A 15,685-nucleotide genomic window follows, 5' to 3' on the forward strand; every position below is an offset into this window, starting at 1 on the left:
ATGCGCTTGCACTACCAGTACCCCACACTTCGTGACACACACGAGTCAGCGCGGCTGTCAGCGTGGTCTTGCCATGGTCTACGTGACCAATGGTGCCCACGTTTACGTGCGGCTTATTACGCTCAAATTTTGCTTTAGACACGGTTACACCTCTTCCTGTTTCTTAAGTCCTGGGGATCAACCCTTTTTAATGATCGCTTCGGCAATGTTCGAGGGAGCTTCCATATAGCGCGAAAACTCCATCGCATAAGACGCCCGACCTTGCGTTGCAGAACGCAGATCGGTGGCGTAACCGAACATCTCCGACAACGGAACCTCGGCACGAATCGTCTTGCCCGATGGGGTATCTTCCATACCCTGAACCAGGCCACGACGACGGTTAAGATCGCCGACAACGTCACCCATGTAGTCTTCAGGGGTGGCGACCTCGACTCTCATCAGCGGCTCAAGAAGGGCCGGACTGGCCTCCAGCGCACCTTTCTTCATAGCCATCGAGCCAGCAACTTTGAACGCCATCTCGTTGGAGTCCACATCGTGGTAGGAGCCGTCGTACAACGTCGCCTTGATCCGCAGCAGAGGATAACCAGCCAGACACCCGTTCTGCATCTGCTCCTGGATACCCTGCTGAACGGCAGGGATGTATTCCTTCGGAACCACACCACCAACGATTTCGTTCACGAAGATAAAGTTCTCGCCATCTTCCTCATCAAGAGGCAACGGCTCAAGCTTGAGCTTGACGTGACCATATTGACCACGACCACCAGACTGACGCACGAACTTACCTTCGACATCCACGTTCTTGCGGATGCACTCACGGTAGGCCACCTGAGGCTTACCGATATTCGCTTCCACCTTGAACTCGCGACGCATACGGTCAACGATGATATCCAGGTGAAGCTCACCCATACCGGAGATGATGGTCTGACCAGACTCTTCGTCGGTACGGACCTGGAAAGACGGATCTTCCTGGGCGAGCTTACCGAGCGCAACGCCCATCTTCTCCTGATCGGCTTTCGATTTCGGCTCAACGGCTACAGATATAACCGGATCCGGAAACTCCATGCGCTCAAGAATAATCTTATGATTCTCGTCACAAAGAGTGTCACCGGTGGTGACGTTTTTAAGGCCGATGGCAGCAGCTATGTCACCTGCCAGAACTTCTTTGATCTCCTGACGATCCTTCGAGTGCATCTGCACCATCCGCCCGACACGCTCTTTCTTTGCCTTTACGGAGTTGTATACAGCGTTACCGGATTCAAGCTTGCCGGAATACACGCGGAAAAATGTCAGGTTGCCAACAAACGGGTCGGTAGCAATCTTGAAGGCCAGCGCCGCGAACGGAGCATCGTCATCAGCCTGACGCGTCTCTTCGGTGCCGTCTTCATCGACTTCACCACGGATGGCTTTCACTTCGTCAGGTGCCGGCAGGAATTCAATGACGGAATCCAGAACAGCCTGAACACCTTTGTTTTTGAAAGCCGAGCCACAAGTCGCAACAACAATCTCGTTGTCCAGCGTACGCGCACGAAGACCTTTCTTGATGTCTTCGATGCTCAGCTCGCCTTCTTCGAGGTAGCGCTCCATCAGCTCTTCATTTGCTTCCGCAGCTGCCTCAACCATCTGCTCACGGTATTTGGCCACTTCATCGGCAAGCTCGGCGGGAACCTCGCGCTCATCGTAAGTAGCGCCAGCGTCGTCCTCATTCCAGTAAATCGCCTTGTTACGGATCAGGTCAATGACACCGGCAAACTCGTCTTCAGCGCCAATCGGCAACTGAACCGGCACACAATTCGCGCCCAGACGTTTTTTGATCTGCTCAACAACACGCAGGAAGTTGGCGCCAGCACGGTCCATTTTATTGACGAACACCATGCGAGGCACTTCGTACTTGTTGGCCTGACGCCACACAGTCTCGGACTGAGGCTCAACGCCGGAGGAGCCACAGAAAACCACGACAGCCCCGTCGAGCACGCGCAGTGAACGCTCTACCTCGATGGTAAAGTCAACGTGCCCCGGAGTGTCGATGATGTTGATGCGGTGCTCAGGATACTGCTTGTCCATGCCCTGCCAGAAACAGGTCGTTGCAGCAGACGTGATGGTGATACCACGCTCCTGCTCCTGCTCCATCCAGTCCATGGTGGCCGCGCCGTCATGGACTTCACCGATCTTGTGGGAAATACCTGTGTAAAACAGTACCCGCTCGGTGGTTGTCGTCTTGCCGGCATCAACGTGCGCGACAATACCAATGTTTCTGTATCGCTTGATCGGAGTCTTACGTGCCACTGTATAAACCTCGGCTTATTAGAAACGGAAGTGAGAGAACGCCTTGTTGGCTTCTGCCATGCGATGAACGTCTTCGCGCTTCTTAACAGCGGAGCCCTTGCTATCAGCGGCATCCAGAATCTCACCTGCCAGACGCTGCGCCATGGACTTTTCACCACGCTTCCGCGAATATTCTACGAGCCAGCGCATGGCCAGCGCGTTCTGACGGGAAGGCCGTACTTCTACAGGCACCTGGTAGGTAGCACCACCCACACGACGGGATTTAACTTCGACCATCGGCTGGATGTTTTCCAGGGCCTTCTCGAACATGTCGATCGGCTCTTCCTTGGACTTGTCGGCAACGATATCGAGCGCGCCATAAACAATGCGCTCAGCAACAGCTTTTTTGCCACTTTCCATCACATGGTTGATGAACTTGGCCAGCCGTGCACTGCCGAATTTGGGATCCGGGATAATTTCCCGTTTTGCTGCAACTCTTCTTCTAGGCATCGATAAGCCCTTATCTATTAAAAGGTCTTCAGGAACCCCTGAGATAGCATCAGCTACTCAGCCTTACTCTTACCGTTCTACGTAGCAACGATAAAAGACACCCGCGTGGGACATCAGGACTTGGGTCGTTTTGCACCGTACTTGGAGCGGCCCTGCTTACGGTTCTGTACACCCTGGGTGTCCAGTGTTCCGCGAACAGTGTGATAGCGCACACCCGGAAGGTCTTTTACTCGACCGCCACGGATCAGCACAACACTGTGCTCCTGAAGGTTGTGACCTTCACCACCAATGTATGAGGAAACCTCGTAGCCGTTGGTCAGGCGAACACGGCACACTTTACGCAGTGCTGAGTTCGGCTTCTTCGGCGTTGTGGTGTACACACGAGTACAAACACCACGACGCTGCGGGCAAGCCTGCAGAGCAGGAACGTCGCTCTTGGCCGCTTTGCGTTTACGAGGCTTACGCACCAACTGATTAATCGTTGCCATGTAAGCAAACTCCAAAAAACCGTATCAATGAAACTTACCCCCGACAGGCGGGGGTAAAATTTGAGGGTCGCAAGTTTAAGCCTGCGCCCTTGAACAGTCAAGATGACTGATCTCTTTTTAACCACCCACCGGGTAAGTAACTACCGGCAGGTGGCGTTACCGGTCAACTCAACTTTCGCGGTTGAGCTCGGCACTCAGAGCTTCTTCAACATCCGCCGCAGTTACGCCCTGCTCTTCCAGGTCGCGCTTGCGACGACGTTCAGCGTGATACGCCAGACCGGTACCAGCCGGAATAAGACGACCCACTACAACGTTTTCCTTCAGACCGCGCAGGTAATCACGCTTACCGGTAACCGCACCTTCGGTGAGCACCCGGGTAGTCTCCTGGAACGACGCCGCCGAAATAAACGACTCGGTTGCCAGGGACGCTTTGGTGATACCAAGCAGCAGACGCTCGCACCGCGCAGGCTCTTTATCTGCAGCGTCGGCCTTCTCGTTCTCTTCCATGAACTGGGTGATTTCCACCTGATCGCCGGAGAGCAGAGTGGTATCACCGGCATCAGTGATCTCCACCTTACGCAGCATCTGTCGAACGATAACCTCAATATGCTTATCGTTGATGACAACACCCTGCAGACGGTAAACGTCCTGGATTTCGTTGGTGATGTACTTGGCCAACGCAACCACACCCAGAAGACGAAGGATATCGTGCGGATTGGACGGGCCATCAGAGATAACCTCACCCTTCTCGACCGTTTCACCCTCGAACACGTTCATCTGACGATGCTTGGGAATCAGAACCTCATATGGGTCCGCATCCTTCGGCGTGATCACCAGGCGCTTCTTACCCTTGGTTTCCTTGCCGAAGGACACCACACCACTGACTTCGGCCAGGATGGACGACTCTTTCGGGCGACGGGCCTCGAAAAGGTCGGCGACCCGCGGCAGACCACCGGTAATGTCCCGGGTCTTCGAGCTTTCCTGCGGAATACGGGCAACCACGTCACCCAGCTCGATCTTGGCGCCATTGGCCATGGTCACCAGCGCGTTGGCTGGCAGGAAGAAGATCGCGGTACCACCACCTGGCAACTCGACATCGTTACCCTTGTCGTCGATCAGCTGTATCGCAGGACGGATGTCCTTACCAGCGGCCGGACGCTCTTTGGGGTCGATAACCTCCATCGTGGACAGACCTGTCAGTTCGTCGGTCTGGGTACGGACAGTAATGCCCTGATCCATGTTGACGAACTTGGCAGTACCTTCCGCTTCGGCGATGATCGGGTGCGTGTGTGGGTCCCACTTGGCAACTGCAACCCCAGCTTCCACGGTGTCACCGTGCTTGACGGACAGCACCGCGCCATAGGGCAGCTTGTACCACTCACGCTCACGACCCTGCTCATCGGCAATGGCCAGCGCTGACGAACGGGACACTACAACCAGAGTGCCATCGCTCTTCTCGATCGATTTCAGGTTGTGCAGACGAACGGTGCCGCCGTGCTTGACCTGAATGTTGTCGACCGCGGACGCCCGACTTGCAGCACCACCGATGTGGAACGTACGCATGGTCAGCTGGGTACCCGGCTCACCGATGGACTGTGCGGCGATAACGCCGACAGCCTCGCCCACATTGACCTCGTGGCCACGGGCCAGGTCACGGCCATAACACTTGGAACAGATACCGTGACGAGTCTCACAGGTGATCGCAGAGCGAACCCAGACTTCGTCCACACCGGCACGCTCAAGGGATTCAACCGCTTTCTCATCCAACAGGACGCCGGCCTCGACAACGGCATTGTCCTTGTCCGTTGGCGTAAAGGCTGCTCGGGCGGTAACACGACCAAGCACACGATCACCCAGCGGTACAACCACGTCGCCACCCTCGATGTGCGGCGTCATCAGCAGACCTTCTTCGGTACCACAATCGGTTTCGGTAACGACCAGATCCTGGGAAACGTCAACCAGACGGCGAGTCAGGTAACCTGAGTTCGCAGTCTTCAGTGCCGTATCCGCCAGACCCTTACGAGCACCGTGTGTGGATATGAAGTACTGGAGTACGTTCAGACCCTCACGGAAGTTAGCGGTGATCGGCGTCTCGATGATAGAGCCGTCCGGCTTCGCCATCAGGCCACGCATACCAGCCAGCTGACGAATCTGAGCCGCGGAACCCCGGGCACCGGAATCGGCCATCATATAAACCGAGTTGAACGACTCCTGCATCAGGTCTTCGCCGTCCTCACCCTTGACCGGTTTGCCGTCTGGCCCGATAACCTGCTCTTTCGAAAGCCGATCCATCATCGCCTTCGACACTTTGTCGTTGGCACGGGACCAGATATCGATAACCTTGTTGTACTTCTCACCCTGGGTCAGCAGACCGGACGCGTACTGGGTTTCGATATCCTTGACTTCCTCGGAGGCGGCATCCACCAGCTCGTATTTCTCAGGAGGAATCTCAAAGTCGTTGAAGCCGATCGAGATACCGGAAACCGTCGCATAGTGGTAGCCCATGTACATGAGCTGGTCAGCAAAGATAACGGTATCCTTGAGGCCGGCATCACGGTAACAGGTGTTGATCAGGTTCGAGATCGACTTCTTGACCATCGGCTTGTTGACCAGGTCATAAGACAGGCCGTCAGGAACGATATCGAACAACAGGGCACGACCGACCGTGGTGTCGACGATCTTGTACTCTTCGGTACGCTCGCCGTCCTCCTGGATCGTGACTTCCTTTACCCGGACCTTGACGATCGCCTGGAGATCAACCTTGCCAGCACCATAGGCACGATGTGCTTCTTTAACATCGGCAAACACCATGCCTTCACCGACTGCACTCTTGCGCTCGCGGGTCATATAGTAAAGGCCCAGTACAACGTCCTGGGACGGCACGATGATCGGCTCGCCGTTGGCCGGCGACAGCACGTTGTTGGTGGACATCATCAACGCACGGGCTTCGAGCTGGGCTTCCAGGGTCAGCGGCACGTGTACCGCCATCTGGTCACCGTCGAAGTCAGCGTTGTAGGCCGCACACACCAGCGGATGCAGCTGAATGGCCTTGCCTTCGATCAGTACCGGCTCGAACGCCTGAATGCCCAGACGGTGCAGAGTCGGTGCCCGGTTCAGCATGATCGGATGCTCACGGATAACCTCGTCCAGGATATCCCAGACCACGCCTTCCTCGCGCTCGACCATCTTCTTGGCGGCTTTGATGGTGGTCGCCAGGCCACGGTGCTCAAGCTTCGAGAAGATGAACGGCTTGAACAGCTCCAACGCCATCTTTTTCGGCAGACCACACTGGTGCAGGCGCAGATAGGGACCAACCACGATCACGGAACGACCGGAGTAGTCCACACGCTTACCGAGCAGGTTTTGACGGAAACGACCCTGCTTACCCTTGATCATATCGGCCAGGGACTTCAGCGGGCGCTTGTTGGTGCCAGTGATGGCGCGACCGCGACGGCCGTTATCCAACAACGCATCTACCGCTTCCTGTAGCATCCGTTTCTCGTTGCGCACGATGATGTCGGGCGCATTGAGCTCCAACAGGCGTTTGAGGCGGTTGTTACGGTTGATCACCCGGCGATACAGGTCGTTCAGGTCAGACGTGGCAAAACGGCCACCATCCAGTGGTACCAACGGACGAAGATCCGGCGGCAGAACCGGCAGGACGGTCATGACCATGTCGCCCGGCTTGTTGCCGGAATACAGGAAAGCCTCGAGAATCTTCAGGCGCTTGCTGAACTTCTTGATCTTGGTCTCTGAGTTGGTCTGGGGAATCTCTTCCCGCAGAGCCTCAACTTCGGCCTGCAGATCAATACCTTCGAGCAGCTCCTGGACGGCTTCGGCACCCATGCGGGCATCGAACTCGTCACCGAACTCTTCAAGGGCTTCATAATACTGCTCGTCGTTTAGCAGTTGACCGCGCTCGAGGGTAGTCATACCCGGCTCGATCACAATGAACGACTCAAAATACAGGACCCGCTCGATATCGCGCAGGGTCATGTCCAGCATCAGGCCGATGCGGGACGGCAATGATTTCAGGAACCAGATGTGGGCAACCGGGCTAGCGAGCTCGATGTGACCCATGCGCTCACGGCGCACACTGGCCAGCGCCACTTCAACACCGCACTTCTCGCAGATGACACCACGGTGCTTGAGCCGCTTGTACTTGCCGCACAGACACTCGTAATCTTTGATCGGGCCGAAGATCTTGGCACAGAAAAGACCGTCACGCTCAGGCTTGAACGTACGGTAGTTGATGGTCTCAGGCTTTTTGACCTCACCAAAAGACCATGAACGGATCATGTCAGGCGACGCCAGGCCAATACGGATGGCGTCAAATTCCTGCTTCTGGTTCTGGTTTTTGAGAAGATTCAGCAAATCTTTCATCAGTAACAGCTCCGGATGGCGTTATTCTCGGGCGGGTACCGACCGGTACCCGCTCACGCTGCCAAAAACAATTCGGCTCAGTCGGATTCCAGCTCGATGTCGATACCCAGCGAGCGGATTTCCTTGACCAGAACATTGAAGGACTCGGGCATACCCGGCTCCATACGATGATCGCCATCGACAATGTTCTTGTACATCTTGGTCCGACCATTCACATCATCAGACTTCACGGTAAGCATTTCCTGCAGCGTATACGCCGCACCGTAGGCCTCGAGAGCCCACACTTCCATCTCACCGAAGCGCTGACCACCGAACTGCGCCTTACCACCCAGCGGTTGCTGGGTAACCAGGCTGTACGAACCGGTGGAACGAGCGTGCATCTTGTCGTCGATCAAGTGGTTCAGCTTGAGGATGTACATGTAGCCAACCGTGACCGGGCGGTCAAATTCATCACCCGTACGGCCGTCATACAATACCGTCTGGCCAGTCGTACTCAGACCTGCCAGCTCAAGCATACGCTTGACCTCTGCTTCCTTGGCACCGTCGAACACCGGCGTTGCCATGGGAACACCTGTGCGCAGATTGTTGGCCAGGGCCAGGATCTCTTTGTCACTCAGCGAATCCAGATCCACCTTGGTGACCTCGTCCGAGTGGTTGTAGATCTCGTCCAGCAGATTGCGGAGTTCAGCGATCTTACGCTGCTCATCCAGCATCTGGCTGATGCGCTCACCCAGCCCTTTGGCAGCGGCGCCCAGGTGCGTTTCGAGCACCTGACCGACGTTCATCCGCGACGGAACACCCAGCGGGTTCAGCACGATATCAACGGTATTGCCATACTCGTCGTAAGGCATGTCCTCGATCGGCATTACTGCCGAGATAACACCCTTGTTACCGTGACGGCCAGCCATCTTGTCGCCCGGCTGAATCCGACGCTTGATCGCGAGGTATACCTTGACGATCTTGAGAACACCTGGAGCAAGGTCATCACCCTGCTGAAGCTTGCCTTTCTTATCGTCAAAGCGCGCTTCGTGTTCTTTTTTGCGATCTTCAAGGCCTTGCTCGGATTTCTCAAGCAGCTCGTTCAGCGCCTCGTCTTTCATCCGCAGCTTGAACCAGTCGTCGCGCGGCAATTCCGCCAGGTACGACTCGTCCAGCTTGGCGCCTTTCTTGAGGCCTGGACCGCTGATGACTTCCTGCCCCTTGAGGGCATTGGTCAAACGCTCGAAGGTGGCACCTTCTACAATGCGGTACTCGTCCTTCAGGTCCTTGCGATACTCGTCCAACTGCTCTTTTTCGATGGACTGGGCACGCGTGTCCTTTTCGATGCCATCACGGGTAAAGACCTGAACATCGATAACCGTGCCACGGGTGCCAGTGGGCACACGTGAGGACGTGTCCTTCACATCCGAAGCCTTCTCACCGAAGATCGCCCTTAGTAGCTTCTCCTCTGGGGTCAACTGGGTTTCACCTTTCGGTGTCACCTTGCCGACCAGGATATCGCCAGGACCTACTTCCGCACCGATATACACGATGCCGGACTCATCCAGCTTGGACAGCGCACTTTCACCAACGTTCGGGATGTCCGCGGTGATTTCCTCACTACCCAACTTGGTATCCCGAGCCACACAGGTCAGTTCCTGAATGTGGATGGTGGTCAGGCGATCTTCCTGAACCACTTTCTCGGAAATGAGGATGGAGTCCTCAAAGTTGTAACCGTTCCAGGGCATGAACGCGATACGCATGTTCTGCCCCAGGGCCAGCTCGCCCAAATCCACGGACGGGCCGTCAGCCAGCACGTCACCACGGGCAATTTCGTCGCCCTGGTTAACAATGGAACGCTGGTTGATACAGGTATTCTGGTTCGAACGGGTGTACTTGGTGAGGTTGTAGATATCCACACCAGCATCACCGGCCTCAGTCTCGTCGTCGTTGACACGTACCACGATACGGGCCGCGTCGACGCTCTCGATCACACCACCGCGACGAGCGGTTACGCAAACGCCAGAGTCCTGTGCCACGGTACGCTCAACGCCGGTACCTACCAAGGGCACCTGCGAACGCAGCGTCGGAACCGCCTGGCGCTGCATGTTGGAGCCCATCAGTGCGCGGTTGGCGTCGTCGTGCTCCAGGAACGGAATCAGCGACGCGGCGACCGACACTACCTGACGCGGTGAAACGTCCATGAAGTTAACGTTTTCCGGCGGTGTTACCGTGAACTCGTTCTGATGACGAACCGTTACCAGCTCATCAGACAGACGCTTGTTCTCGTCCATTGCCGCACTGGCCTGAGCGATGATGTAGTTGCTCTCTTCAATAGCCGAGAGATATACCACTTCATCGGTGACCTCGCCTTCAACTACCTTCCGGTACGGACTCTCGAGGAAGCCGTAGGAGTTGGAGCGGGCATAGGTAGCCAACGAGTTGATCAGACCGATGTTCGGGCCTTCAGGCGTCTCGATGGGACATACGCGACCGTAATGGGTCGGATGCACATCTCGAACCTCGAAACCGGCACGCTCACGGGTCAGGCCGCCAGGCCCAAGAGCCGAAATACGGCGCTTGTGAGTCACTTCCGACAGCGGGTTGTTCTGATCCATGAACTGGGACAGCTGGCTGGAGCCGAAGAATTCCTTCACCGCAGCCGCTACCGGCTTCGCGTTGATCAGGTCCTGAGGCATCAGGCCTTCGCTTTCCGCCAGACTCAAACGCTCGCGTACGGCACGCTCAACACGCACCAGGCCAACGCGGAACTGGTTCTCCGCCATCTCACCGACACAACGAACTCGACGGTTGCCCAGGTTATCAATATCGTCGACATTGCCCTGACCGTTCCGAATATCGATCAACGTCTTGAGGACGTCGATGATGTCGTCGTGGGTCAACGTGCCTTCGCCAGTGCTTTCTTCGCGACGCAGGCGACGGTTCAGCTTCATGCGGCCAACGGAGGACAGGTCATACCGCTCTTCAGAGAAGAACAGGTTGTTGAACAGGTTCTCGGCCGACTCTTTGGTGGGCGGCTCGCCCGGGCGCATCATGCGATAGATCTCAACCAACGCCTCGAGGGGCGTGCGGGTTGGGTCGATGCGCAGCGTGTCCGACATGAACGGACCACAATCCAGATCGTTGGTGTACAGAGTTTCAATTTCTGTGACGCCAGCATCAAGAATCTTGGTAACAACTTCTTCGGTCAGCTCGGTATTGCACTCAACCAGAACCTCTCCGGACTTGGTGTCCACCATGTCTTTCGAGAGTACACGGCCGTGAAGGTATTCCGTCGGTACTTCCAGCTCGGTCAGGCCCGCTTTTTCAAGCTGCTTGATATGACGAGCAGTGATCCGGCGACCCTCTTCTACGATGACAGAGCCTTTTTTGTCCTTGATATCGAACGTGGCTATGTCACCGCGCAGGCGGCTTGGAACCAGCTCGAGCTTGCACACTTCAGGACCGATACTGAACTTACTGGTATCAAAGAACATCTCCAGCATCTGCTCTGAGTTGTAACCCAGGGCACGCAGGAGGATAGACGCGGGCAGCTTGCGACGACGGTCAATACGAACAAAGACCGAGTCCTTGGCATCGAACTCGAAGTCCAGCCAGGAACCACGGTAAGGAATCACCCGCGCCGAATACAACAGCTTACCTGACGAGTGGGTCTTACCTTTGTCATGATCGAAGAACACACCGGGTGAGCGGTGGAGCTGGGAAACGATAACACGCTCGGTACCGTTGATAACGAAGGTACCGTTCTCGGTCATCAGGGGCATTTCGCCCATGTAGACTTCCTGCTCTTTAATATCCTTGATCGCCTTGTTGGACGATTCCTTATCGTAAATGATAAGTCTTACTTTCACCCGCAGCGGTGCTGCGTAGGTGACGCCCCTAAGCTGGCATTCCTTGACGTCAAATACCGGCTCGCCGATGCGGTAACTCACGTATTCGAGTGCGGCGTTGCCAGAATAACTGACAATCGGGAATACGGATTTGAATGCTGCGTGGAGACCGGTTTCCCGACGATTTTCGGGCGCGGCTTCACTTTGGAGGAAGTCCCGGAACGAATCCAGCTGTATAGACAGCAAATAGGGAACATCCATCACGGACGGCAATTTACTAAAATCTTTGCGAATCCGCTTTTTCTCAGTATAGGAGTAAGTCATCTGCATTCCCCAGCTTTAGACCTGATACCTGGTATCAAGAAGCAACCATTTTCATGCTTCGGGGCCGAATTGCTCGGCTTACTGCGCCGTCTTGAACAAGACTCTCGCTGTAGGTTATAGATTCTGACAGCACCACTGAATCGGCGTTCAGAGTCTATAGCATATACAACAGAAAAAGGCCGGTGGCACATGGCCACCAGCCTGTCCATGCTTAACGCACGGTTTCGATCAAAAGCCAACTCTTACTTGAGCTCAACAGAAGCGCCTGCTTCCTCAAGCTTCTTCTTGGCTTCTTCAGCGTCGTCTTTGCTCGCTGCTTCCTTGATAACGGAAGGAGCGCTGTCGACCATCTCTTTCGCTTCTTTCAGACCCAGGCCAGTCAGTTCACGAACGGCCTTGATGACGTTAACTTTCTTCTCACCAGGACCGGTAAGAACAACGTCAAATTCAGTCTGCTCTTCAGCAGCAGCGGCTTCACCACCGGCGGCAGCCGGAGCAGCAGCTACAGCAGCGGCGGCGGATACGCCGAATTTTTCTTCCATTGCTTCAACCAGCGCAACAACGTCCATTACGCTCATTTCGGCAATTGCGTTCAAAATGTCTTCGTTAGACAGAGCCATGACTTTCTCCCAAAAATATAAAAATGGTGTTCAACAGAATCAAGCAGCTTCTTGCTTCTGGTCTCGAACTGCCGCAACAGCACGGGTCACTTTCGTTGGAACTTCGTTCAGTGTCCGCGCAAGCTTGGTGATCGGTGCCTGTGTTACAGCGGCCAGCATCGTCAACGCCTCGTGGCGTGTCGGCAGCTTGGCAAGGCGGTCAATCTGGTCTGCGCCCATCAGCTCACCGCCGACAGCCAGGCCCTTGATCTCGAATGCCTCTTTCTCTTTGGCAAAATCCTTCAGCAGGCGTGCAGCCGCACCCGGATCTTCCATAGAGAACGCCAGAATTGTCGGGCCGACCAGCGCCGCATCAATACACTCGAACTCAGTACCGCGGATTGCGATCTTCGCCAGGTTGTTACGAACAACCTTTAGATGAACGCTTTCAGCGCGGGCCTTCGCTCGCAGCGCCGTCATATCACCTGAAGTGATACCACGGTAGTCAGCCAGAACAACAGACAGAGCACCACCGGCAGTCTCGTTGACTTCAGCGACGATCGCTTTCTTGTCTTCGAGTCTAATTGCCACTGGATTTCTCCTCGATTTCGCCGGGCATATTCCCGGCAAACCCACATATACCCCTCGCGGGGCTCCCAACGGTGTTTGGGTTCAGAGAGAACGTCTTCACACCGTCTGCGCAGGCGTTGCTTTAACCCTTCCAGCATCTCTTTATAAAAGAGAGCGCCTCAGGGGCCTGCGGTCTTTGACAGCCTTGGCTTCCGCCCAGACTACAAAGTAACTACCGAACAAAACCTCAGATGCTCAGAGCGCTCTGATCGATAGTCAGACCAGGACCCATCGTCGACGACAGGGTTACCTTCTTGAGGTAAACACCTTTCGAAGAAGACGGCTTGGCCTTTTTCAGATCCGCGATCAGAGCTTCAAGATTTTCCTTGATGTTCTGCGCAGAAAATTCCACGTTACCCATCGGCGCATGGATGATACCGTTCTTGTCAGTGCGGTAACGCACCTGACCCGCCTTGGCGTTCTTTACGGCAGTCTCAACATCCGGGGTAACCGTGCCGACTTTCGGGTTCGGCATCAGGCCGCGGGGACCAAGAATCTGGCCCAGCTGACCAACAACACGCATGGCGTCCGGAGTGGCAATAACCACGTCGAAATCCATGTTGCCTTTTTTGACCTCTTCCGCCAGGTCATCCATACCAACAATATCAGCACCGGCAGCGGTTGCTTTCTCGGCGTTGGCGCCCTGGGTGAATACCGCCACACGAACGGTCTTGCCAGTGCCGTGAGGCAAAACAGTGCTGCTACGCACAACCTGGTCTGATTTACGCGCATCGACGCCCAGATTGACGGCAACATCCACGGATTCCTTGAACTTGACGCTACCGCCCAGCTCAACTAGCAACGCTACCGCTTCGTCAACGGAATAAGCGCGGGTGGAATCGACTTTTTCACGAATCAGCTTCTGACGCTTGCTAAGCTTTGCCATGTTACAGGCCCTCCACGTTCAGGCCCATACTACGGGCAGTTCCGGCAATGGTACGAACCGCAGCATCCATGTCGGCTGCAGTCAGATCCGGCTCTTTGGTCTTGGCAATTTCTTCCAGCTGGTCACGGGTTACCGTGCCAACTTTGTCCGTATTGGGACGACCAGAGCCGCTCTTGATGCCGGCTGCTTTCTTCAGCAGCACCGGTGCGGGCGGAGTCTTGGTGATAAAGGTAAAGCTGCGATCACTGTAAACGGTGATAACCGTAGGGATCGGCAGGCCTGGCTCCATATCCTGGGTCTGTGCGTTAAACGCCTTACAGAACTCCATGATGTTTACGCCGCGCTGACCCAGAGCAGGACCAACGGGGGGACTCGGGTTGGCCTTGCCGGCAGCAACCTGAAGCTTGATGTACGCTTCGATTTTCTTAGCCATGATATTTCTCCTGTGGGTTCGAACGCCTCTCGGCTCCCCTGTATTTACAACTGCCAGTAGCAGACACAAAAAGCCCGCGTCGCCATAGCGCGCGAGCTCTCAGCATGTAAGACTGCCGATCAGTCTTTTTCGACTTGCCCGAACTCCAGCTCTACTGGAGTTGAACGACCGAAAATCAACACGGCAACCTTGACCCGACTCTTGTCGTAGTCAACTTCTTCAACCACGCCATTGAAGTCCGCAAACGGCCCTTCTGTGACGCGAACAATTTCACCCGGCTCGAACAGAGTCTTCGGCTTGGGCTTGTCCGCACCGCTCTCAACACGGCGAAGAATGGCCTCTGCCTCACGCTCCGTAATCGGGGCCGGCTTATCCTTGGTACCACCAATGAAACCAAGAACCCTGGGCGTATTCTTGACCAGATGCCAGGTGCCGTCATCCATTTCCATCTGCACCAGAACGTAGCCGGGATAGAACTTGCGCTCACTCTTGCGCTTCTTCCCGTCACGCATCTCAACGACTTCTTCAGTCGGCACAAGAATTTCGCCGAACTTCTCTTCCAAGCCATTGAGAGCAACACGCTCCCTGAGAGTGCGCATCACGTGCTTTTCAAAGCCAGAATACGCATGAACGACGTACCAGCGCTTAGCCATTGCCCACTCCTGTTACCCGATAACTCCGGAGACCAACCAACTGATCAACGAATCCATACCCCACAGCATCAACGCCACAACCAACACAAACACAACAACGATGGCTGTGGTCTGGATCAGCTCCGGCCTGGTGGGCCATACGACCTTCCGGATTTCAACCCTGGCTTCCTTGAGCAGAGTCGCAAAACGCCGACCACGCTCGGTTTGGAGCGCCACAAAAGCAGCGACCAGAGCAAGAGCTACGAGAGCCAGCACCCGATACAGCAGTGACTCGGCATTAAAATACTGATTGCCAACGACGCCCGCTGCAATCAGAACAAATACGACCAGCCACTTTACTGCATCGAAGCTACTGGTCGAACGATCGGCTTTTGACTCCATAGGAATCAGCTTATGTATCCGGATGTTAAAAAATGGCAGGCCAGGAGGGAATCGAACCCCCAACCTGCGGTTTTGGAGACCGCTGCTCTGCCAATTGAGCTACTGGCCTGCACCGAAACAACTCAGCGCACTTACTTCAAGTTCTTACTCAAAAAGAGCAATTACTCGATGATCTTAGAGACTACGCCGGCACCAACGGTACGGCCGCCTTCACGAATCGCGAAGCGCAGGCCATCTTCCATGGCGATCGGAGCAATCAGGGTAACACTCATCTTGACGTTGTCACCCGGCATAACCATTTCCACA

At 55.4% G+C, this 15,685-nt stretch carries 13 protein-coding genes and 1 tRNA gene; all 14 read right to left on the reverse strand.

What is annotated here, in order from left to right; genetic code table 11:
* Window positions 1–142 (reverse strand): GTP-binding protein (locus AC13D2_RS00285; protein WP_348120808.1); only part of this gene is annotated, 142 nt, incomplete at its 3' end.
* 35 nt (window positions 143–177) lie between these two features.
* Window positions 178–2,283, reverse strand: a complete 2,106-nt coding sequence (gene fusA / locus AC13D2_RS00290; protein ID WP_300499630.1) for an elongation factor G — start codon at window positions 2,281–2,283, stop codon at window positions 178–180.
* A gap of 18 nt (window positions 2,284–2,301) precedes the next feature.
* Entirely contained in the window at window positions 2,302–2,772 is a 471-nt protein-coding gene (rpsG, locus tag AC13D2_RS00295) for a 30S ribosomal protein S7 (protein ID WP_007154020.1), read from the reverse strand.
* Between the two features lie 113 nt (window positions 2,773–2,885).
* A complete protein-coding gene (gene rpsL / locus AC13D2_RS00300) occupies window positions 2,886–3,260 on the reverse strand; it encodes a 30S ribosomal protein S12 (RefSeq protein WP_007154021.1) in 375 nt (124 codons plus the stop codon).
* A gap of 168 nt (window positions 3,261–3,428) precedes the next feature.
* Complete coding sequence (gene rpoC, locus AC13D2_RS00305) at window positions 3,429–7,643, reverse strand: DNA-directed RNA polymerase subunit beta' (protein ID WP_300499623.1); 4,215 nt, start codon at window positions 7,641–7,643, stop codon at window positions 3,429–3,431.
* Between the two features lie 77 nt (window positions 7,644–7,720).
* On the reverse strand, window positions 7,721–11,797 hold the full coding sequence (gene rpoB / locus AC13D2_RS00310; RefSeq protein ID WP_007154023.1) for a DNA-directed RNA polymerase subunit beta: 4,077 nt from the start codon (window positions 11,795–11,797) through the stop codon (window positions 7,721–7,723).
* A 242-nt stretch (window positions 11,798–12,039) separates the two neighbouring features.
* Window positions 12,040–12,417 carry a 50S ribosomal protein L7/L12 gene (gene rplL / locus AC13D2_RS00315; RefSeq protein WP_007154024.1) on the reverse strand — a complete coding sequence of 126 codons (378 nt, stop codon included), beginning with the start codon at window positions 12,415–12,417 and terminating at the stop codon, window positions 12,040–12,042.
* A 39-nt stretch (window positions 12,418–12,456) separates the two neighbouring features.
* Window positions 12,457–12,987, reverse strand: a complete 531-nt coding sequence (gene rplJ / locus AC13D2_RS00320) for a 50S ribosomal protein L10 (RefSeq protein WP_007154025.1) — start codon at window positions 12,985–12,987, stop codon at window positions 12,457–12,459.
* A 226-nt stretch (window positions 12,988–13,213) separates the two neighbouring features.
* Complete coding sequence (gene rplA / locus AC13D2_RS00325) at window positions 13,214–13,912, reverse strand: 50S ribosomal protein L1 (RefSeq protein WP_007154026.1); 699 nt, start codon at window positions 13,910–13,912, stop codon at window positions 13,214–13,216.
* A gap of 1 nt (window position 13,913) precedes the next feature.
* A complete protein-coding gene (rplK, locus tag AC13D2_RS00330) occupies window positions 13,914–14,345 on the reverse strand; it encodes a 50S ribosomal protein L11 (RefSeq protein ID WP_007154027.1) in 432 nt (143 codons plus the stop codon).
* 119 nt (window positions 14,346–14,464) lie between these two features.
* Window positions 14,465–14,998: a transcription termination/antitermination protein NusG gene (nusG, locus tag AC13D2_RS00335; protein ID WP_007154028.1), complete on the reverse strand. Its 534-nt coding sequence runs from the start codon at window positions 14,996–14,998 to the stop codon at window positions 14,465–14,467.
* Window positions 14,999–15,010: 12 nt separating this feature from the next.
* Window positions 15,011–15,379 carry a preprotein translocase subunit SecE gene (gene secE, locus AC13D2_RS00340; protein ID WP_007154029.1) on the reverse strand — a complete coding sequence of 123 codons (369 nt, stop codon included), beginning with the start codon at window positions 15,377–15,379 and terminating at the stop codon, window positions 15,011–15,013.
* Window positions 15,380–15,412: 33 nt separating this feature from the next.
* Window positions 15,413–15,488: transfer RNA gene (locus tag AC13D2_RS00345), tRNA-Trp, on the reverse strand.
* Window positions 15,489–15,540: 52 nt separating this feature from the next.
* The coding region (locus AC13D2_RS00350; RefSeq protein ID WP_482938027.1) for an EF-Tu C-terminal domain-related protein at window positions 15,541–15,685 on the reverse strand (145 nt) is incomplete at its 5' end.

The sequence above is a fragment of the Marinobacter sp. B-12 genome, from assembly GCF_056857915.1.